Genomic DNA, 19536 nt, shown 5'->3' with positions numbered 1-19536 from the left:
GGCGCCGCCCACGACCCCGATGACGGTGGCGCCGGCCGCCTTGCCGAGCTGCACGGCCGCGCTGCCGACCCCTCCCGCGGCGGCGTGCACGAGCAGGGTCTCGCCGGCCTGGAGAGCGGCCCGGCGGTGCAGACCGAACCAGCCGGTCTGGTAGCCGATGTGCAGGGCGGCCGCCTCCGCGTCGTCCAGCGCGTCGGGCGCGGGCAGCAGGGCGGCGGCGTCCGCGACGGCGTACTCGGCGAAACCGCCGTGCGGCAGGGCCGGGTTGGCGATCACCCGGCGGCCGTCCTCCGTCTCGCCGCAGATCTCCACGCCCGGCGTGAACGGCAGCGGCGGCCGGACCTGGTACTCGCCCCGGCACATCAGGGCGTCGGGGAAGTTGATGTTCGCGGCGCGCACCCTGAGCAGGACCTGGCCGTCGCCGGGCGAGGGAGGCGCGACGTCCTCCAGGCGCATCACCTCGCTCGGCTCACCGTTCTCGTGCACCTGCCATGCCTGCATGCGGAGCCTCCACAAGACTGCGTCGTCCGACCGGTTCCCCGGCATACTAAGCGGTCGCTTGCCGATCAGGGAACAGTCTCGTGCGTCACCCTCGCTTCGGCCTCGCGCGGACGTGCATCCGCTCCCCCTGCGGGCCGAAGAGGCTGAGGAACTCCACCGGCCCCTCCCCCGTCGAGCCGAACCAGTGCGGCACGCGGGTGTCGAACTCGGCGGCCTCCCCCGGGGTGAGCACGATGTCGTGCTCACCCAGCACCAGGCGCAGCTTCCCGGAGAGCACGAACAGCCACTCGTAGCCCTCGTGCGTGCGCGGATCGGGCTGCTCCGAGCGCTGCGGCTCGACCATCTTGTACGCCTGGAGTCCGCCCGGCTGCCGGCTCAGCGGGTACAGCGTGCGTCCGCCCCGGGTGATCGGCTTCGCCCGCACCCGGGGGTCCCCGACCGGGGGTGCGCCGACCAGTTCGTCCAGCGGGACCTGGTGGGCCTGGGCGATCGGCAGCAGCAGTTCCAGGCTGGGTCTGCGCAGGCCCGACTCCAGCCGGGACAGGGTGGACACGGAGATGCCGGTCGCCTCGGAGAGCGCCGCCAGGGTCACCTCCCGCTCCTTGCGGATCCTGCGGAGTCTCGGGCCTACGCCTGCGAGTACCTCGTCCGTCGTCATGCCTCCATTGTGTCTTGCCGAACCGGCAAAGTCGTTTGTCGATCCGGCCACTTCTCGGGGACTGTCGGGGGCGGAGGTGGTCACCATGACCGAGACGTATGACGTGGTCGTCGTCGGGGGCGGCGCGGCCGGACTGTCCGCTGCCCTGGTGCTGGGCCGGGCCCGGCGCCGCACGATCGTCGTGGACGCGGGCGAGCCGCGCAACGCGCCTGCCGCGCATATGCAGGGGTTCCTGTCCCGGGACGGGATGGCGCCCGCCGAGTTCCTCGCGATCGGGCGGGAGGAGATCGCCCGGTACGGGGTGGAACTGGTGCGGGACCGGGCGGTGGACGCGGCGCGGGGGGACGGGGGGTTCGCGGTGCGGCTGGCGGGGGGACGGACCGTGCGCGGTCGGCACGTGGTTGTTGCCACGGGGCTCCGGGATGAGCTGCCCGACCTTCCCGGCGTCGCCGAGCGGTGGGGGCGGGACGTGCTGCACTGCCCCTACTGCCACGGCTGGGAGGTGCGGGATCAGGCGTTCGGGGTGGTGGGCACGAGTGCGATGAGCGTGCACCAGGCGTTGATGGTGTCCCAGTGGTCCGCGGACGTGACGTTCTTCCTGCACCGGGTGGCGGAGCGGGAGCTGTCCGACGAGGACCTGCGGCGGCTGGCGGTGGCGGGGGTGAAGGTGGTGCCGGGTGAGGTCGCCGGGCTGGTGGTCGAGGACGACCGGCTGACCGGGGTACGGCTCGCCTCCGGCGCGGTGCACGAACGGGCGGTGGTGTTCCTGGCGCCGCGTGCGGTTCCGCGCACCGGGCTGCTGCGGCGGCTGGGGGTCGAGCTGCGGGAGACGCCGTTCGGCTGTTATCCGGTGATCGACGAGCGGGGGCTGACGAGCGTTTCGGGGGTGTGGGCTGCGGGGAACGCCTCCGGGTTTGCCGAGCAGGTGATCAATGCGGCCAGTGGGGGGTATCGGGTGGGGGCTGCGATCAATGGGGAGCTGCTCTTTGCGGAGCTGGACTCTGCGCACGGGTGAGGGCGGCTGCGGGTGCGTTGTGGTTGCTCGTCTTTGCCTGCGGCGGCCTGTGCGGGTGCGTTGTGGTTGCTCGTCTTTGCCTGCGGCGGCCCGTTGCTGTTGCGTTGTGGCTGGTCGCGTAGTTCCCCGCGCCCCTTGAATGCCTGCGGCGGCCCGTTGCTGTTGCGTCGTGGCTGGTCTAGCGCCTGCGGCCGGTGGGCACGGCGGGGGCCCGCCGTCGGCGGCCTTCCCGCCGTCGTGCTGTGCAGGTGTCGCGCCGGTGCAACCGGTGCACCATGACTGCATGCTGTTGGACCGGCTCGCGCGTGTGTCGCAGGAGGTTGCCGCCACCTCCGCGCGGTCCCGGAAGACGGCCCTGCTGGCGGGGTTGTTCCGGGATGCGGAGGCGGCGGACGTGCCGATCGTCATTCCGTATCTCGCCGGGCGGTTGCCGCAGGGGCGGCTCGGGATCGGGTGGAAGGTGCTGGGGCGGGCCGTCGCGCCGGCCGACGAGCCGACGCTGACCGTGCGGGAGGTGGACGCGCGGCTCAGCGAGGTGGGGAAGGTGTCCGGGCCCGGGGCGCAGGCCGAGCGGGCGCGGTTGGTCGGGGAGCTGATGGGGGCGGCCACCGAGGCCGAGCAGCGGTTCCTCGTCGGTCTGATCACCGGGGAGGTCCGGCAGGGTGCCCTGGACGCGCTCGCCGTGGAGGGGCTGGCGGAGGCGACCGGGGCGCCGGCGGCGGATGTGCGGCGGGCGGTGATGCTCGCCGGGTCGTTGCAGACGGTCGCCGAGGCGCTGCTCGCGGAGGGTCCGGCGGCTCTGGCTCGGTTCCGGCTCACGGTCGGGCGCCCGGTGCTGCCGATGCTCGCGCACACCGCCACGTCGGTCGCCGAGGCGGTCGGGAAGCTGGGCGCCTGCGCCGTCGAGGAGAAGCTGGACGGCATCCGGGTGCAGGTGCACCGCGACGGTGACGACGTACGGCTGTACACGCGGACCCTGGACGACATCACCGACCGGCTGCCGGAGCTGACGCGGGCGGCCAGGGAGCTGCGCGGTGAGCGGTTCGTGCTGGACGGGGAGGTCATCGCCTTCGGGCCGGACGGCCGTCCGCGGTCGTTCCAGGAGATCGCCGGGCGTGTCGGCTCCCGGGTGGACGTGACGACGGCCGCCCGGGAGGTCCCTGTCTCCCCCGTCTTCTTCGACGCGCTGGCGGTCGACGGCCGTGACCTGCTCGACCTGGCGTTCAGCGAGCGGCACGCGGAGCTGGCGCGGCTCGTGCCGGAGCCGATGCGGGTGCGGCGGACGGTGGTGCGGGGGGACGACGATGTCCCGGAGGCGGAGGCGTTTCTCGCCGAGACGCTCAGGCGTGGGCATGAGGGTGTCGTCGTCAAGGCGCTCGACGCCCCTTACAGCGCGGGCCGGCGTGGCGCCGCGTGGCTGAAGGTCAAGCCCGTGCACACCCTGGACCTGGTCGTGCTGGCCGCCGAGTGGGGTCACGGCCGCCGCACCGGCAAGCTGTCCAACCTGCACCTCGGCGCCCGCACCGCCGACGGCGGCTTCGCCATGCTCGGCAAGACCTTCAAGGGCATGACCGACGCGATGCTGGGCTGGCAGACCGAGCGCCTGCAGGAGCTGGCGGTGGAGCGCAAGGGCTGGGGCGTCGTCGTACGCCCGGAGCTCGTCGTCGAGATCGCCTACGACGGTCTGCAGCGCTCCACGCGCTATCCGGCCGGCGTCACCCTCCGCTTCGCGCGTGTCGTGCGCTACCGGCAGGACAAGCGGCCCGAGGACGCCGACACCGTCGAGACCCTGCTCGCCGCCCACCCGGAGGTGCGCCCGTGACGGGGAGGCACAGCGCGGGACTGCTGCTGTTCCGCCGTACACCGGACGGCCTTGAGGTGCTGCTCGGCCACATGGGCGGCCCGTTCTTCGCGAAGAAGGACGCCGGGGCGTGGACCGTCGTCAAGGGCGAGTACGACCCTGAGGAGCCCGCCTGGGAGGCCGCGCGCCGCGAGTTCCGGGAGGAGCTGGGGCTCGCCCCGCCGGACGGGGACGCCGTACCGCTCGGCGAGGTGCGGCAGAGCGGCGGGAAGACCGTCACTGCGTGGGCGGTCGAGGCCGACCTCGATCCCGATGCCGTCACCCCCGGCACCTTCCTCATGGAGTGGCCGCCGCGCTCCGGACGGATGCGGGAGTTCCCCGAGCTGGACCGGGTGGCGTGGTTCGGGGTGGAACGGGCGCGTGAGGTGATCGTCCGCGCTCAGGCGGCGTTTCTCGACCGCTTGGCGGAGCACTCGACCTGAGCAGATGCGTACGCGTTGCGGTCGCCGCGGCCACGCGCGAAGGTCTAAGCACACCCGCTCCCAGGGAGGTCGGTCATGCCCATCGCAACGGTGAATCCGGCGAACGGCGAGACGCTCAAGACGTACGAGGCCATGGGCGAGGAGGAGATCGAGCGCCGGCTCCAGCTCGCCGAGGCCACCTTCCGTACCTACCGCACCACCGGCTTCGACGAGCGCGCCCGGCTGCTGAACAAGGCCGCCGAGCTGCTGGACGCCGACCAGCAGGAGGCCGGCCGGATGCTGACCACGGAGATGGGCAAGCCGGTCAAGCAGGCACGCGCGGAGGTCGCCAAGTGCGCCAAGGCGATGCGCTGGTACGCCGAGAACGCCGAGGCGCTGCTCGCCGACGAGGAGCCCGCCGAGGCGGATGTGAAGGACTCGGGCGCCACCCGTGTGCGGGTGCGCTACCGGCCGCTGGGCCCGGTGCTGGCGGTGATGCCGTGGAACTTCCCGCTGTGGCAGGTGGTGCGGTTCGCCGCGCCCGCGCTGATGGCGGGCAACGTCGGCCTGCTCAAGCACGCGTCGAACGTGCCGCAGACGGCTCTGTACCTGGAGGACCTGTTCCATCGGGCGGGCTATCCCGAGGGGTGCTTCCAGACGCTGCTGATCGGCTCCGCGCAGGTCGACGACGTCCTGCGGGACGAGCGGGTGAAGGCGGCCACGCTGACCGGCAGCGAGCCTGCGGGCCGGGCCGTCGCCTCCACCTCGGGGGAGATGATCAAGAAGACGGTGCTGGAGCTGGGCGGCAGTGATCCCTTTGTGGTGATGCCGTCCGCCGATCTCGACCGGGCGGCCCAGGTGGCGGTGACCGCGCGGGTGCAGAACAACGGGCAGTCCTGCATCGCGGCGAAGCGGTTCATCGTGCACACGGACGTCTACGACGCCTTCGCGGAGAAGTTCGTCGCCGGGATGAAGGCGCTGAAGGTCGGCGACCCGATGGACGAGGACACCGACGTCGGGCCGCTGGCCAGCGAGCGGGGCCGCGACGATCTGGAGGAGCTGGTCGACGACGCCACCCGCAGCGGGGCGAGTGCGCTGTGCGGCGGCCACCGGCTGCGCCGGCCCGAACTGCCCGGCTGGTACTACCCGCCGACCGTGCTGGCCGGGGTGACGCGCCAGATGCGCATCCACCGCGAGGAGGCGTTCGGACCGGTGGCCACGCTGTACCGGGCGGGCGACCTTGACGAGGCGGTGCTGATCGCCAACGACTCGCCGTTCGGCCTGAGTTCGAACGTGTGGACGCGTGACGAGTCCGAGGTCGACCGGTTCGTCCGCGACTTGGAGGCGGGCAGTGTGTTCGTCAACGGCATGACGGCCTCCCACCCGGCGTTCCCGTTCGGCGGCGTCAAGCGATCGGGGTACGGTCGTGAGCTGTCCGGGCACGGAATCCGCGAGTTCTGCAACATCACCACCGTTTGGCAGGGTTCGTGAGGCTACGATCGCCGGTGTGAACCGCGAAGTGACTCTGCCTCTGATCGTCGACGACCGCGGGGTCCTGCAGGTCTCCGCGGCCGACGTGAGCAAACTGCTCCGCACCGTGGGCACGCGGTGGGTGCGGCTCGTGGAGGCCGGGGAGAGCGGGCTCGACGAGGACACGGTGGCAGCGCTGACCATCGAGCTGGCCAAGCTCGCCGACCGGATCGACGTGGCGTGCATCGCGCACAGCAGCGGGGCGCCGTAAGGGTTCAGGCCGGTTGCGCGAGCGCCGTCCAGAACATCGCCTCGTACGCCTGGAGGAGCCTGCCGTGGCGGTGCGCGCGGGCCGGGTCCAGGCGGCCGGCCTCCAGCCCCGCCCTGACGGCCGCCTCGGCCTGCCGGTCGAGGTCGGGAGCGGGGGCGGCGAAGAAGTCGAAGAAGGCGCACGCGTCGTCGGAGAAGCCGTAGTGCCGCCGCAGCGCGTCGGCGATGGTCGCGCAGTAGCCGCCCCAGGCGGAGAAGTTGACGCTCAGGGCCAGTACGGCGTCGGCGGGTTCGGCGTTGAGGGCGAGCCAGGCGACGTAGGCGGGGTAGGCCTGGCAGCCGGGCCGGGGCTGGTACGCGGCCGTGCCTGCCGCGTCCACGCCGCACGCCTCGGCGAACGCCGTCAGCCGCTCCTCGGCCAGGGTCTCGCCGTCGGCGAGCAGGCGCAGACAGGCGGCGGACTCGGGGTCGTCCGCGGCGCGCTCGGCCAGGTGGCCGAAGGCGCGGCGGTCGGCGGGGATCACCAGGGCCTGCTCCAGGGCGAGCGCGGCCAGGGTGCCCCGGCTCGCCTCGCCGCGGGCGATCAGCGGGACCAGCGGGTTGGCCTCCGGGTCGGGGGCGAGCGCGTGGGTGGCCGTCTCCAGCAGGTCCCTGGCGGTGGTCGTCATGGCGTCCTTCCCCGAGTGGTCGGCGCGGGAGCCGCTCAGCTGCACGAGTAGCTCACAGGCGGGATCCAGCGCTTGCCGTCGCCGGGCGTGCCCTGGGTGGGGGTGTAGGAGAGGGGGGCCAGCAGCGTGCCGGCCTGGGTCTCGTTGCGGGTGCCGCGCCACAGGTCGACGATCTGCCAGGGCTGTCCGTCGAGGACGGTGACGGTACGGGGCTGTCCGCCGCAGGAGGTGCCGTTGATCACGCGGCGGCCGTAGACGGGGGCGCCCCAGCCGACGTTGCCGGGGGCGGTCCAGCCGGAGTACAGGGAGGGCGAGGTGGCGTAGCTGGTGGGGGTGCCCGCGCAGTAGCCGCAGCCCTGGTCGGAGTAGGTGAGCACATACGTCTGGTGCTTGGCGTTCCACCAGCCGCCGGGACCCTCGACGTGGGTGAGGCCGGCGACGCTCCGCACCCCCATGCCGGTGCCGCTGTCGCCGCTCGCGCTGAGTTCCTCGATGCTGAGGGCGGTCTCGCCGGGCATGGTGCACACGATCGCCGGGCGGGTGCGGGGCCGCTCGATGATGCCGAAGTCGCCGTTGCCGGCGCACACCGTCAGCGTCGGCTTGGTGTAGGTGCCGCCCGCGGTGCTCGGTCCGCAGGGGCCGGCCGGGCCGGCGCAGGTCATGACGTTGTAGGCGTTCACCTTGGTGTCGGTGTGGTGCCGGGGGGCGTTGAACCACAGCAGGAAGGCGCCGTCGTCCAGGCCCCAGCCGGTGCGCTGGATCATGCGCGGGTTGAAGCAGCCCTGTCCGGTGCCGCCGCAGGTCTCCTGCCAGCTCCGCTTCGCGTACGGGTCCCGGGTGTCCGGGGCGAACAGCGGCTTCGGCGCGCTCCACGGGCCCTGCGGGCGGCTCGCGGTGGAGACGCCGAACCCGCACCAGGGCGTGTTGTTGACGTACCACTCGAAGCCGCAGGCGTACATCGAGCCGTACATGTAGTACGTGTCGCCGAAGCGCTTGATGGTGGCGTCGTGCAGATCGAGCCCCTCGATCACGAAGGGGCGGGGGGCGGCCGCACCGGCGAGCGCCGGGGAGCCGGCGCCCAGGAGCGCGGCGGCTGCGAGGACGACCGTGGCCAGGAAGGCGCGGAGACGAGCGGGCACGCCTGACCTCCTTTCGGGAGGCCCGACCCTACCGGCGACCGCTGCTGACTGATCATCATGAACCGGCACATGCACCCGTTCCAGCGACTCCGGGGCACCGGAAAGCCCCCCGGTGGAAGCCGAGGGGCTTTTCGACGGCGTCCGCTGACGGGGGGTCAGCGGATCGGCATCCCGGACAGGGTGCGGGCGATGACCAGGCGCTGGATCTCGCTCGTGCCTTCGAAGATGGTGTAGATGGCGGCGTCGCGGTGCATGCGCTCCACCGGGTACTCGCGGGTGTAGCCGTTGCCGCCGAGGATCTGGATGGCCTGGGCGGTGACCTTCTTGGCGGTCTCGCTGGCGAACAGCTTGGACATGGAGCCCTCGGCCGCGGTGAACGGCTTGCCGTTGATCGCCATCCAGGAGGCACGCCACACCAGCAGGCGGGCCGCGTCGATCTGGGTGCGCATGTCGGCGAGCTGGAAGGCGACGCCCTGGTTGTCGATGATCGGGCGGCCGAACTGCTCGCGGGTCTTGGCGTAGTCGAGGGCGACCTCGTACGCGGCGCGGGCGGTGCCGACGGCCATGGCGCCGACGGCCGGGCGGGACGCCTCGAAGGTGGCCATCGCGGCGTTCTTCACGCGCTCGCCGCCCTGCTTGGCCCTCTCCCGGGCCCGCGCGAGGCGCTCGTCCAGCTTCTCCTTGCCGCCGAGCAGGCAGGAGCCGGGGACGCGCACGTTGTCGAGGATGACCTCGGCGGTGTGCGAGGCGCGGATGCCGTGCTTCTTGAACTTCTGGCCCTGGGCGAGGCCGGGGGTGCCGGGCGGGATGATGAAGGACGCGTGTCCCTTGGAGCCCAGCTCCGGGTCGACGACGGCGACGACGACGTGGACGTTGGCGATGCCGCCGTTGGTCGCCCAGGTCTTGGTGCCGTTGATCACCCACTCGTCCTTGGCCTCGTCGTAGACGGCCCGGGTGCGCATGGAGGCGACGTCGGAGCCGGCGTCGGGCTCGGAGGAGCAGAAGGCCGCGACCTTGACGTCGTTCTGGTCGCCGTACATCTGCGGGATCCAGGTGCCGATCTGCTCCTCGGTGCCGTTGGCGAGGACGCCCACGGCGGCGAGGCCGGTGCCGACGATGGACAGCGCGATGCCCGCGTCGCCCCAGAACAGCTCCTCCATCGCCATCGGGATGCCGAGGCCGGTGGGGTCGAAGTACTGCTGGGCGTAGAAGTCGAGGGAGTAGATGCCGACCTTCGCGGCCTCCTGGATGACCGGCCAGGGAGTCTCCTCACGCTCGTCCCATTCGGCGGCCGCGGGGCGGATCACGTCGGCGGCGAAGCCATGGAGCCAGTCCCGGACCTCCTTCTGTTCGTCGTTGAGCTCCATGGTGAACTCGGCCATGTCCCCTCCAGCGGCGGCGCACGTGCGTGTTACTTGCGGTAACGGGAGTCTGTTACCGGCGGGTAGGAAAAGTCAACTCCCGATGCCCCGTCGGCAGCCCGTTCGAGGGGATGGACGCGGAGAGTGTTAGTTTGCGCAGGCGTCACCGATTCAGCATGGGTGGGGAGAGGACATGGACACCACGCAGCGGACCGAGCAGCAGCGGTCCGCCGACCGCCGACGGCGGGAGCTGCTGGAGGCAGCCGACCGGGTGGTGCTGCGCGACGGCCCCCAGGCGTCGATGAACGCCATCGCCGCCGAGGCCGGGATCACCAAGCCGATCCTCTACCGGCACTTCGGCGACAAGGGCGGCCTGTACGCGGCGCTGGCCAAGCGGCACACGGACGCGCTCCTCGACTCGCTGCGGGCGGCCCTGGACGCCCCGGCCGAGCGCCGGGAGCGCGTGGAGTCCACCCTCGACACCTATCTGGCGGCCATCGAGGCCCGCCCGCAGGTGTACCGGTTCCTGATGCATCCGGCCGAGGGCGGCGGCGCCCAGGGCGACCAGGGATTCGACGTCGGCAAGCACTCGGCACCGCTGCTGCGGCGGATGGGCGAGGAACTGGCCCAGGTCATCGAGGAGCGCGTCGACCTCGGCCCGGACAGCCGGCAGCTGGCCCGGGTCTGGGGCCACGGCATCGTCGGCATGATGCACGCGGCCGGCGACTGGTGGCTGGGCGAACGCCCCTGCAGCCGCCAGGAGTTGGTCCGCTCCCTGGCCGACCTGCTGTGGGGCCGCCTGGCCGCGGCCGGGGACCGGATGGGCGGCCCGGGCTTCTGACCGTGTCAGGGCCCGCTTGCGACCGTGCCCGGGCTCACGGAGTCCGGCGGTGCCAGGGGGCACGGGCCACCTGACGCATGAGCTTGCGGTGACGCCGGCCGTGGAGGTGGTCGGCGTACAGCTTCCCCTCCAGATGGTCGACCTCGTGCTGCAGACACCGGGCGAAGAAGCCCGTCCCGTGCACGGTGACCGGCTCACCGGTCACGGAGAAGCCCTGGACCACCGCATGGTCGTACCGCTCCACCCCCGCCTCAAGACCCGGAAGCGACAGACACCCCTCCGGCCCCCGCAGCGAGATCCCGTCGGCCTCGACCAGCCTCGGGTTCACCACATGTCCCAGATGCCGGACATCGTCGTCGTCCGGGCAGTCGTGGACGAAGACCCTGAGCCCCACCCCGATCTGGTTCGCCGCCAGCCCCACCCCCCGCGCCGCGTACATCGAGGCGAACAAGTCCTCCACGAGGGCAGCCAGTTCCGGGCCGAAGTCGGTAACCTCCCGGCACGGCTCCCGCAGAACCGGGTCGCCGAGCAGGGTCAGGGGCCGGACGCGCCCGTGGGCGCCCGGGATCGAGCCGTGTCGCATGGCGGAAAGGGTACGGTCACCACGGCCCCCTCCAGCCGCGCAGGTGTGGGCCGTGGTTCGGGAGTGCGAATGGATCTCGATAGGCTGATGCCCACACCACGTGGCCGTCAGGCTTCAAAGGCTTCGAGGCGCGGCGCGTACGCAAGGAGGATCGAGAACTGATGGCAGGCAACTCGGACCCGCTCACGCCGCGGGCCAAGCTGGCCGTGACCGCGGGCAAGGCGGTCGCGGCGGCATCGCGCGCCGCGGGGCGCGGCAGCGGTTCGGTGATCGGCGGCCGGGTGGCCCTCAAGCTCGACCCCGACCTGCTCGGCAAGCTCGCCCAGAACCTGGACGTGATCCTCGTCTCGGCGACGAACGGCAAGACCACCACCACCCGGCTCATCGCCGAGGCGCTGCGCGCGGCCGGCCCGGTCGTCTCCAACGCGCTCGGCGCGAACATGCCCGCCGGCATCACCTCCGCCCTCGCGGGCGGCTCGGAGGCCCGGTACGGCGTGATCGAGGTCGACGAGAAGTACCTGGCCGGCGTCGCCCGGGACACCGAGCCGAAGTGCATCGCGCTGCTCAACCTCTCCCGCGACCAGCTGGACCGCGCGGCCGAGACCCGGATGCTCGCCGAGAACTGGCGTGAGGGTCTGGCCGGCACCAAGGCCGTCGTCGTCGCGAACTGCGACGACCCGCTGGTGGTGTGGGCCGCGTCCTCCTCCCCGAACGTGATCTGGGTCGCGGCCGGGCAGATGTGGAAGGACGACGCCTGGTCCTGCCCGTCGTGCGGCGGCGTGATGCAGCGCCCCGGCGACGACTGGTTCTGCGGCGAGTGCGGCTTCCGCCGCCCGGCGCCCAGCTGGGCGCTGCACGGCGAGCACGTGCTGGACCCGCACGGCTCCGCCTGGCCGATCCACCTGCAGCTGCCGGGCCGCGCCAACAAGGCCAACGCCGCCACCTCCGCGGCGGTCGCCGCCGTCTTCGGCGTGCCGCCGCAGGTCGCGCTGGAGCGCATGTACCAGGTGCAGGCGGTCGCCGGCCGCTACGACGTGGTCCAGTTCGAGGGCCGTGACCTGCGCCTGCTGCTGGCGAAGAACCCGGCCGGCTGGCTGGAGACGTTCTCGCTGATCGACCAGCCGCCGGCCCCGGTGATCCTTTCGGTGAACGCGCGCGGCGCCGACGGCACGGACACCTCCTGGCTGTGGGACGTCGACTACACGCGGCTGACCGGCCACCCGATCGTCGTGATCGGCGACCGGCGCCTGGACCTCGCGGTCCGCCTGGAGGTCGCGGGCCAGCAGTTCCAGGTCTGCGACACCCTCGACCAGGCCGTGCAGCTGTGCCCGCCGGGCCGGATCGAGGTCATCGCCAACTACACCGCCTTCCAGGACCTGCGCCGCCGCGTCGGCAACTGAGAGTTCAGGGGACTTTTGTGAGCGACAACAGCCTGCGGGTCGTATGGGTCTACCCCGACCTGCTCAGCACCTACGGCGACCAGGGCAACGTCCTCGTGGTGGAGCGCCGGGCGCGTCAGCGCGGCCTGGACGTGGCCCGGCTCGACGTGCGCAGCGACCAGCCGATCCCGACCTCCGGCGACATCTACCTGGTCGGCGGCGGCGAGGACCGCCCGCAGCGGCTCGCGGCCGAGCGGCTGCGCCGCGACGGCGGCCTGACCCGGGCGGTGGACAACGGCGCGATCGTGTTCTCCGTCTGCGCCGGCTACCAGATCCTCGGCCACGAGTTCATCAACGACCTCGGCCAGCGCGAGCCCGGCCTCGGCCTGCTCGACGTGGTCTCGGTGCGCGGCGAGGGCGCGAGGTGCGTCGGCGACGTGCTCGCGGACATCGACCCGCAGCTCGGCCTGCCGCAGCTGACCGGCTTCGAGAACCACCAGGGCGTCACCCACCTCGGCCCCACCGCCCGCGCCTTCGCGAACGTGCGCATCGGCAACGGCAACGGCACGGGCGACGGCACGGAGGGCGCGTACAACGGCACCGTCTTCGGTACGTACATGCACGGCCCGGTGCTGGCCCGCAACCCGCTGATCGCCGACCTGCTGCTGAAGCTGGCGCTCGATGTCAACGCGCTGCCGCCGGTCGACGACCGCTGGTACGAGGCGCTGCGCGGCGAGCGCATCGCCGCCGCTCAGCAGCCGGCGTAAGCCCTCGTAACCCCGGCTTCGGCCGGGGTTCACCAGCCCGTCTGACGCCTCGTCCGCACAGGTGAGCGGGGCATTCCAGCAGGCGGACGCATGGTGCTCGCCCGCCCCCCTGAGCCGCTAGGGTGGCGGGGATCGAGCCGGACAGCGCGGTCCGGTCCCAGCCCTGGTTGAGAAGGTTGTTTCGGGCTATGCGCATTGGTGTCCTCACGTCCGGCGGCGACTGCCCCGGTCTGAACGCCGTCATCCGGTCCGTCGTGCACCGCGCCGTCGCCGACCACGGCGACGAGGTCATCGGCTTCCGGGACGGCTGGAAGGGCCTTCTGGAGTGCGACTACCTCAAGCTTGATCTTGACGCGGTGAACGGCATCCTCGCCCGCGGCGGCACGATCCTCGGCTCCTCCCGGGTCCAGCCCTCGCATCTGCGCGACGGCGTGGAGCGGGCGAAGGGGCATGTCGCGGAGCTCGGCCTCGACGCGATCATCCCGATCGGCGGCGAGGGCACGCTCAAGGCGGCCCGTCTGATGTCCGACAGCGGCCTGCCGATCGTCGGCGTGCCGAAGACCATCGACAACGACATCGCTGTCACGGACGTCACGTTCGGCTTCGACACGGCCGTCGGGGTGGCGACCGAGGCCCTGGACCGGCTCAAGACCACCGCCGAGTCCCACCAGCGGGTGCTGGTCGTGGAGGTCATGGGCCGTCACACCGGCTGGATCGCCCTGCACTCCGGCATGGCGGCCGGCGCGCACGCGATCGTCGTCCCGGAGCGGCCCTTCGACATCGAGGAGTTGACGGCCCGGGTCGGCGAGCGGTTCGACGCGGGCAAGCGGTTCGCGATCGTCGTCGCGGCGGAGGGGGCCAAGCCGAGGCCCGGCTCCATGGACTTCGACGAGGGCGGCAAGGACATCTACGGGCACGAGCGGTTCGCCGGGATCGCCCGTCAGCTGTCGGTGGAGCTGGAGCGGCGGCTCGGCAAGGAGGCGCGGCCGGTCATCCTGGGCCATGTGCAGCGCGGCGGGACGCCCACGGCGTACGACCGGGTGCTCGCGACGCGGTTCGGGTGGCACGCGGTGGAGGCGGTGCACGCGGGTCTCTTCGGGCAGATGACGGCTCTGCGGGGTACCGACATCGTGATGGTGCCGTTGGCTGAGGCCGTGGAGACGTTGAAGACGGTTCCCGCGGAGCGGTACGCCGAGGCGGAGTGCGTTCTGTAGGACGGTGGCTTTCCCGACCCCGGTCACAGAGGTGGCCGGGGTTCGCCGTACCCTAAGAGCCGACTCAAAGCGCACAACCCCCCACGAATCAGGAGCCGGCGGATGGAGCACAGCGGGCACGGCATGGTCATGGATCTGCCGCCGTTCACGCTGGGACGTGGTCTTCAGTGGTCGGCGGACCCGTTCTTCCTCGTGGCCTGCCTGCTCGGGCTGGCGCTGTACGGCTGGGGGGTCGCCCGGCTCCGGCGGCGCGGCGACGCCTGGCCCGTGAGCCGGACCGTGTCGTACGTCGTCGGCGTGCTCACCGTCGCCCTGATGATGTGCACCAAGCTGAACGACTACGGCATGGTCATGTTCTCGGTGCACATGGTGCAGCACATGGTGATCAGCATGCTCTCGCCGATCCTCGTCCTGCTCGGCGCCCCGATCACCCTGGCGCTGCGCGCGCTGCCGACCGCCGGCCGGGGCCGCAAGGGCGCGCGTGAGCTGCTGCTGATGCTGCTGCACAGCCGGTACATGCGGATCATCACGCACCCGGCGTTCACGATCCCGCTGTTCATCGCGAGCCTGTACGCGCTGTACTTCACCCCGCTGTTCGACTTCCTGATGGGCTCCAAGACGGGGCACGTCGCGATGATGGTGCACTTCTTCGCGGTCGGCGTGGTGTTCTTCTGGCCGATCATCGGCGTGGACCCGGGCCCGCACCGGCCCGGCTATCTGATGCGGATGCTGGAGCTGTTCGCGGGCATGCCGTTCCACGCGTTCTTCGGCATCGCACTGATGATGGCGTCGGCGCCGATGGTCGACACCTTCAAGAACCCGCCGGCCTCGCTCGGCATCGACGCGCTGTCCGACCAGAACGCGGCGGGCGGTATCGCCTGGGCGTTCAGCGAGATCCCTTCGGTGCTGGTGCTGATCGCGCTGCTGTTCCAGTGGTACGGCTCCGAGCAGCGGCAGGCCCGCCGCAAGGACCGGGCCGCCGACCGGGACGGCGACAAGGAGCTGGAGGCGTACAACGCCTACCTGGCGTCGCTGAACACCCGCACCGACTGACGTCCCCGAGTCACTGGCGCCGACGGATCGGCGCCGGGCCGGACTCCGTTGCGCCGATCGGGGGCACCATGGAGGGGAGCCGACCATGAGGAGGGTGTCGCGATGCCCGGTTCCGTTCCCGGTTCCACCCCTGGTTCCACCAAGGCCATGGGCGCCCTCACCCTCGGCGGCCTGGTCGTCGTGACGGCCTACAGCGTCGCCCTCGGCAGCAACGGCTGGCTGTGGTTCGGCTGGGTCGTCCTGGGCCTGATCACCATAGGCATGGCCGCCACCCGCACCACCTGACCCTCCCGGGGAAGCGGACAGCCCGCGAGCGCTGGATACAGTGCCGCCATGAACAGCAAGGCCGCCCCCTTCGACGAGCTCGACCGGAAGATCATCACCGCCCTGATGGCCAACGCGCGGACGAGCTTCGCCGAGATCGGCGCGGACATCGGGCTGTCGGCGACGGCGGTGAAGCGGCGCGTGGACCGGCTGCGGGACACCGGTGTGATCACCGGGTTCACGGCCACCGTGAAGCCGTCGGCGCTGGGCTGGCGCACGGAGGCGTACGTCGAGGTGTACTGCGAGGGCGCGGCCCCGCCGCGGCGCCTGGCGGAGGTGGTGCGCAACCATCCGGAGATCACGGCGGCCATGACGGTGACCGGCGGGGCGGACGCGCTGCTGCACGTGCGGGCGCGGGACGTGGAGCACTTCGAGGAGGTGCTGGAGCGCATCCGTACCGAGCCGTTCATCCGGAAGACGATCAGCGTGATGGTGCTGTCCCATCTCATCCCGGAGTCTCCCGAAGCGGGCGCCAGCCAGGTCGCCCCGGACGGCGCATCAGACGTGCGTTGAGCGGCGTCACAACGCAGTGATCCTGCGCGAACACGCAGCTTCCGTTGCTTGTCGCCCGTCCGCGTCACTTCCTACCGTGGTGTCAACCCTCACTCGACACCCAGGAAGCGGAGGGACCCCTCTGTGACCGAAAGCCGTGTGCCGCGCCGGCGGCGCTTCCTCGTCTGCGAACCCAGACACTTCGCCGTGCAGTACGCGATCAACCCCTGGATGCATCCCGACACCCCCGTCGACGTCGATCTCGCCCGGGAGCAGTGGCAGACGCTGATCGCCGCCTACCGCTCCCACGGGCACGCCGTCGAGACCGTCGAGCCCGTGCCCGGCCTGCCCGACATGGTCTTCGCCGCGAACTCCGCGGTCGTCGTCGGCGGCCGCGTCTTCGGCTCGCTCTTCCACGCGCCCGAGCGCCGGCCGGAGTCCACCCACTACGACACGTGGTTCAAGACGGCCGGCTACACCGTGTACCGGCCCGAGAACGTCTGCGAGGGCGAGGGCGACCTCGTCTGGACCGGCCGGTACCTGCTGGCCGGCACCGGGTTCCGCACCACCCGGGAGGCGCACCACGAGGTGCAGGAGTTCTTCGGCCACCCGGTGGTCAGCCTGACGCTGGTCGACCCGCGTTTCTACCACCTCGACACGGCGCTGTTCGTGCTCGACGACGGGCCCGAGGGCAACATCGCGTACTACCCGGAGGCGTTCTCGCCGGGCAGCCGCGAGGTGCTGGGGCGGCTGTACCCGGACGCGGTGCTCGCGACCGAGGAGGACGCCCTGGCCTTCGGCCTGAACTCCGTGTCCGACGGCCGCCATGTCTTCATCGCCCCCCAGGCCGAGACGCTCGCCGCCCGGCTGGACGAGCACGGCTATGTCCCCGTTCCCGTCGACCTGTCGGAGTTCCGCAAGGCAGGCGGCGGCATCAAGTGCTGCACCCAGGAGATCCGCTCATGAGCGCACCCGCACGCGTCCGTACCTCCGCCGAGCTGATCGGCGCGGAGGAGCCCGTCCTCGCGCACAACTACCACCCGCTGCCCGTGGTCGTCGCCCGCGCCGAGGGCGCCTGGGTGGAGGACGTGGAGGGCCGCCGGTACCTGGACATGCTGGCCGGCTACTCGGCGCTCAACTTCGGCCACCGCCACCCGGCGCTGATCGAGGCGGCGCACCGGCAGCTGGACCGGCTGACCCTGACCTCCCGGGCCTTCCACAACGACCAGCTCGCCGAGTTCGCCGAGCGGCTCACCGCGCTGACCGGCCTGGACATGGTGCTGCCCATGAACACCGGCGCCGAGGCCGTGGAGAGCGGCATCAAGGTGGCCCGCAAGTGGGCGTACGACGTCAAGGGCGTACCGGCCGACCGGGCGACCATCGTGGTGGCGGCGGACAACTTCCACGGCCGGACGACGACGATCGTCGGGTTCTCCACGGACGAGACCGCCCGCACCGGCTTCGGCCCGTTCGCGCCGGGCTTCCGGATCGTGCCGTACAACGACCTCGCCGCGATCGAGGCGGCCGTCGACGAGACGACGGCGGCGGTGCTGATCGAGCCGATCCAGGGCGAGGCCGGCGTGCTCATCCCCGACGACGGCTATCTCGCGGGGGTACGCGAGCTGACCCGGCGTACGAACACCCTGTTCGTCGCGGACGAGATCCAGTCGGGCCTGGGCCGCACCGGGCGCACCCTGGCCGTGCAGCACGAGGACGTCATGCCCGACGTCCTGCTGCTCGGCAAGGCGCTCGGCGGCGGGATCGTCCCGGTGTCGGCGGTGGTGGCGACGCGCGAGGTGCTCGGCGTGCTGCACCCGGGTGAGCACGGCTCGACGTTCGGCGGCAATCCGCTCGCCGCGGCGGTCGGCACGGCCGTGATCGGGCTGCTGGAGACGGGCGAGTTCCAGCGCCGGGCCGCCGAGCTGGGCGAGGTGCTGAGCGCGGGCCTGTCGGCGCTGGTCGGACGCGGGGTGGTCGGCTTCCGCTCGCGCGGCCTGTGGGCCGGGGTCGACGTGGACCCCGCGATCGGCACCGGGCGCGAGATCAGCGAGCGGCTGATGCGGGAGGGCTTCCTGGTCAAGGACACCCACGGCTCCACCATCCGGCTGGCGCCGCCGCTGACGGTCACCCGCGAGGAGCTGGAGTCCGCGCTGAGCGCGCTGGAGAAGGTCCTGGCGCAGTGAGCCGACGCGCGCAGTGACCCGGCGCGCGCCGTCACCCGACTGAGCCGGCTCACCCGACTGGCGCGGTGAACCGGCACGGCCCGTGACCCGCCGGGGCCGCTTGCTTCGGCGAGCGGCCCCGGTGCCGTCAGCGACGGCGGGCGACCGGCCCAGGGGCGTGCCCCCCACGGCGGGCGACCGGCCCGGAGGCGCGGCCCCACAGCAGGCGACCCGCCCAGGTCGCGGCCCCACAGCAGCGACCGGCCCAGAGGCGCGGCCCCCACGGCAGGCGACCCGCCCAGGGCCGCGCCCCCCGCCTCTCGCCGCGGTGGCCCGTGCACCCCGCCTCGGGCAGGGTGAAGATGGGGGCAAAGAGTGGTGGACCACTGTCAGCGACAGAGAGGTCGGCCGTGGGCACTGACGAGGAGCCGGGCGTGGTCGGCCGGCGGTTCGACGTGGCGGACGCCGCGCCGGTGCTGCTCGATGCCCAGGGCCTGGTGACGGGCTGGACCCGGGAGGCCGAGCGGCTGCTCGGCTACCCGGCCCCGGAGGTGGTCGGCAAGCAGCTCGCCGACCTGCTGACCGGCCCGGACGCCGAGCGCGCGCCGGAGGTGCTGGAGCGGTGCCGGATGGACGGCGGCTGGGCCGGGCTGCTGACCGCCCGCTGCAAGGGCGGCCCGACCGCCCGGTGCATGGTGCGCATCACCGCGGCCGAGGAGTCGCGCGGGCCGTCGCGCTGGCTGGCGCTGCTGTCGGAGGTGTCCGGCGGCCCCGGCTGGGACATGAGCCGGACGGTGCTGGAGCAGATGGTCGCGGACTCCCCCATCGGCATCGCGATCGTCGACACCGATCTGCGGTTCGTGTGGTCGAACGAGGCACTGGCCCGCTACGGCGGGGCCCCGGCCGAGCAGCGGCTGGGACTGCGGCTGGCCGATGTGCAGCCGGGGCTGGACTCGGCGGCGATCGAGGAGCAGATGCGGCGGGTGCTGGCCACGGGCGAACCGGTGGTCGGCTACGAGCATGTCGGCCGGGTGCGGGCCGCCCCGCTCCGCGAGACCGCGCACATGATGTCGTTCACCCGTCTGGAGGACGAGCGGGGCCGTCCGATGGGTGTGTACTACACGGTCGTCGACATCAGCGAGCGGCGCCGCGCGCAGCAGCGGCTGGCGCTGCTGGACCGGGCGGGCGAGCAGATCGGCCGCAGCCTTGACCTGATGCGCACCGCCCGGGAGCTGGCCGAGGTGGCGGTGCCGGCGCTCGCCGACTTCGTCGCGGTGGACCTGCTGGAGGACGTGCTGCGCGGGGCGGAACCGGCCGGGCCGACGGCGACCGGGCCGGGCGAGGTGCCGCTGCGCCGGGCCGCGCACCGCTCCGATC

The 19536-nt window shown here is 72.3% G+C and carries 21 protein-coding genes; 15 read left to right on the top strand and 6 right to left on the bottom strand.

What is annotated here, in order from left to right; genetic code table 11:
- On the bottom strand, nucleotides 1-501 hold a 501-nt coding region (locus C3489_RS35895), incomplete at its 3' end, for an alcohol dehydrogenase catalytic domain-containing protein (RefSeq protein WP_374936803.1).
- A gap of 85 nt (nucleotides 502-586) precedes the next feature.
- Nucleotides 587-1159, bottom strand: a complete 573-nt coding sequence (locus C3489_RS35890) for a helix-turn-helix domain-containing protein (protein WP_103786331.1) — start codon at nucleotides 1157-1159, stop codon at nucleotides 587-589.
- 85 nt (nucleotides 1160-1244) lie between these two features.
- Between C3489_RS35890 and C3489_RS35885 the strand changes: the two genes are divergently transcribed.
- The 5 genes from C3489_RS35885 (at nucleotide 1245) to C3489_RS35865 (ending at nucleotide 6177) form a co-directional block, all read left to right on the top strand.
- Nucleotides 1245-2174 (top strand): NAD(P)/FAD-dependent oxidoreductase, encoded by a 930-nt coding sequence (locus C3489_RS35885; RefSeq protein WP_103786330.1) that lies wholly within the window; start codon nucleotides 1245-1247, stop codon nucleotides 2172-2174.
- A gap of 283 nt (nucleotides 2175-2457) precedes the next feature.
- Complete coding sequence (locus tag C3489_RS35880) at nucleotides 2458-3996, top strand: ATP-dependent DNA ligase (RefSeq protein WP_103786329.1); 1539 nt, start codon at nucleotides 2458-2460, stop codon at nucleotides 3994-3996.
- Complete coding sequence (locus tag C3489_RS35875) at nucleotides 3993-4457, top strand: NUDIX domain-containing protein (protein ID WP_103786328.1); 465 nt, start codon at nucleotides 3993-3995, stop codon at nucleotides 4455-4457. The genes C3489_RS35880 and C3489_RS35875 overlap by 4 nt, the downstream gene beginning before the upstream one ends.
- A gap of 75 nt (nucleotides 4458-4532) precedes the next feature.
- Nucleotides 4533-5927 carry an NADP-dependent succinic semialdehyde dehydrogenase gene (locus C3489_RS35870; protein ID WP_103786327.1) on the top strand — a complete coding sequence of 465 codons (1395 nt, stop codon included), beginning with the start codon at nucleotides 4533-4535 and terminating at the stop codon, nucleotides 5925-5927.
- 16 nt (nucleotides 5928-5943) lie between these two features.
- Nucleotides 5944-6177 (top strand): DUF6213 family protein, encoded by a 234-nt coding sequence (locus C3489_RS35865; RefSeq protein ID WP_103786326.1) that lies wholly within the window; start codon nucleotides 5944-5946, stop codon nucleotides 6175-6177.
- A gap of 4 nt (nucleotides 6178-6181) precedes the next feature.
- Here C3489_RS35865 and C3489_RS35860 read toward each other — a convergent pair whose 3' ends face one another.
- The 3 genes from C3489_RS35860 to C3489_RS35850 all read right to left on the bottom strand — a co-directional run bounded on the left by C3489_RS35860 (nucleotide 6182) and on the right by C3489_RS35850 (nucleotide 9365).
- Nucleotides 6182-6844 carry a transcriptional regulator gene (locus C3489_RS35860; RefSeq protein WP_103786332.1) on the bottom strand — a complete coding sequence of 221 codons (663 nt, stop codon included), beginning with the start codon at nucleotides 6842-6844 and terminating at the stop codon, nucleotides 6182-6184.
- A gap of 35 nt (nucleotides 6845-6879) precedes the next feature.
- Nucleotides 6880-7983, bottom strand: coding sequence for a hypothetical protein (locus C3489_RS39920; protein ID WP_103786325.1), 1104 nt, complete (start codon nucleotides 7981-7983; stop codon nucleotides 6880-6882).
- A 155-nt stretch (nucleotides 7984-8138) separates the two neighbouring features.
- Nucleotides 8139-9365 (bottom strand): acyl-CoA dehydrogenase family protein, encoded by a 1227-nt coding sequence (locus C3489_RS35850; RefSeq protein WP_103786324.1) that lies wholly within the window; start codon nucleotides 9363-9365, stop codon nucleotides 8139-8141.
- Nucleotides 9366-9537: 172 nt separating this feature from the next.
- Here C3489_RS35850 and C3489_RS35845 point away from each other — a divergent pair, with 172 nt between their 5' ends.
- Complete coding sequence (locus C3489_RS35845) at nucleotides 9538-10185, top strand: TetR family transcriptional regulator (protein WP_103786323.1); 648 nt, start codon at nucleotides 9538-9540, stop codon at nucleotides 10183-10185.
- Nucleotides 10186-10219: 34 nt separating this feature from the next.
- Here the strand turns inward: C3489_RS35845 and def are convergent, their stop codons facing one another.
- On the bottom strand, nucleotides 10220-10768 hold the full coding sequence (def, locus tag C3489_RS35840; protein ID WP_103786322.1) for a peptide deformylase: 549 nt from the start codon (nucleotides 10766-10768) through the stop codon (nucleotides 10220-10222).
- 161 nt (nucleotides 10769-10929) lie between these two features.
- On the opposite strand from def, the gene C3489_RS35835 reads away from it, so the two are divergent.
- The 9 genes from C3489_RS35835 to C3489_RS35795 all read left to right on the top strand — a co-directional run.
- Nucleotides 10930-12168 (top strand): MurT ligase domain-containing protein, encoded by a 1239-nt coding sequence (locus C3489_RS35835; RefSeq protein ID WP_103786321.1) that lies wholly within the window; start codon nucleotides 10930-10932, stop codon nucleotides 12166-12168.
- A 17-nt stretch (nucleotides 12169-12185) separates the two neighbouring features.
- On the top strand, nucleotides 12186-12914 hold the full coding sequence (locus C3489_RS35830; RefSeq protein ID WP_103786320.1) for a type 1 glutamine amidotransferase: 729 nt from the start codon (nucleotides 12186-12188) through the stop codon (nucleotides 12912-12914).
- A 188-nt stretch (nucleotides 12915-13102) separates the two neighbouring features.
- Complete coding sequence (locus C3489_RS35825; RefSeq protein ID WP_103786319.1) at nucleotides 13103-14128, top strand: 6-phosphofructokinase; 1026 nt, start codon at nucleotides 13103-13105, stop codon at nucleotides 14126-14128.
- Nucleotides 14129-14230: 102 nt separating this feature from the next.
- Complete coding sequence (locus tag C3489_RS35820; RefSeq protein ID WP_103786318.1) at nucleotides 14231-15181, top strand: cytochrome c oxidase assembly protein; 951 nt, start codon at nucleotides 14231-14233, stop codon at nucleotides 15179-15181.
- Between the two features lie 102 nt (nucleotides 15182-15283).
- Entirely contained in the window at nucleotides 15284-15466 is a 183-nt protein-coding gene (locus tag C3489_RS35815) for a hypothetical protein (protein ID WP_103786317.1), read from the top strand.
- Nucleotides 15467-15514: 48 nt separating this feature from the next.
- Nucleotides 15515-16018, top strand: a complete 504-nt coding sequence (locus C3489_RS35810) for an Lrp/AsnC family transcriptional regulator (protein ID WP_103786316.1) — start codon at nucleotides 15515-15517, stop codon at nucleotides 16016-16018.
- Nucleotides 16019-16141: 123 nt separating this feature from the next.
- A complete protein-coding gene (gene ddaH, locus C3489_RS35805) occupies nucleotides 16142-16963 on the top strand; it encodes a dimethylargininase (protein WP_103786315.1) in 822 nt (273 codons plus the stop codon).
- Nucleotides 16960-18180: an ornithine--oxo-acid transaminase gene (gene rocD / locus C3489_RS35800; RefSeq protein ID WP_103786314.1), complete on the top strand. Its 1221-nt coding sequence runs from the start codon at nucleotides 16960-16962 to the stop codon at nucleotides 18178-18180. The genes ddaH and rocD overlap by 4 nt, the downstream gene beginning before the upstream one ends.
- Before the next feature lie 389 nt (nucleotides 18181-18569).
- On the top strand, nucleotides 18570-19536 hold a 967-nt coding region (locus tag C3489_RS35795; protein ID WP_146075397.1), incomplete at its 3' end, for a PAS domain-containing protein.

This window comes from Streptomyces sp. Ru71, from assembly GCF_002920535.1.
Lineage (GTDB): Bacteria > Actinomycetota > Actinomycetes > Streptomycetales > Streptomycetaceae > Streptomyces.
Note: the sequence above shows the minus strand (reverse complement) of the source record. Positions and strands in the feature narration are given on the sequence as shown.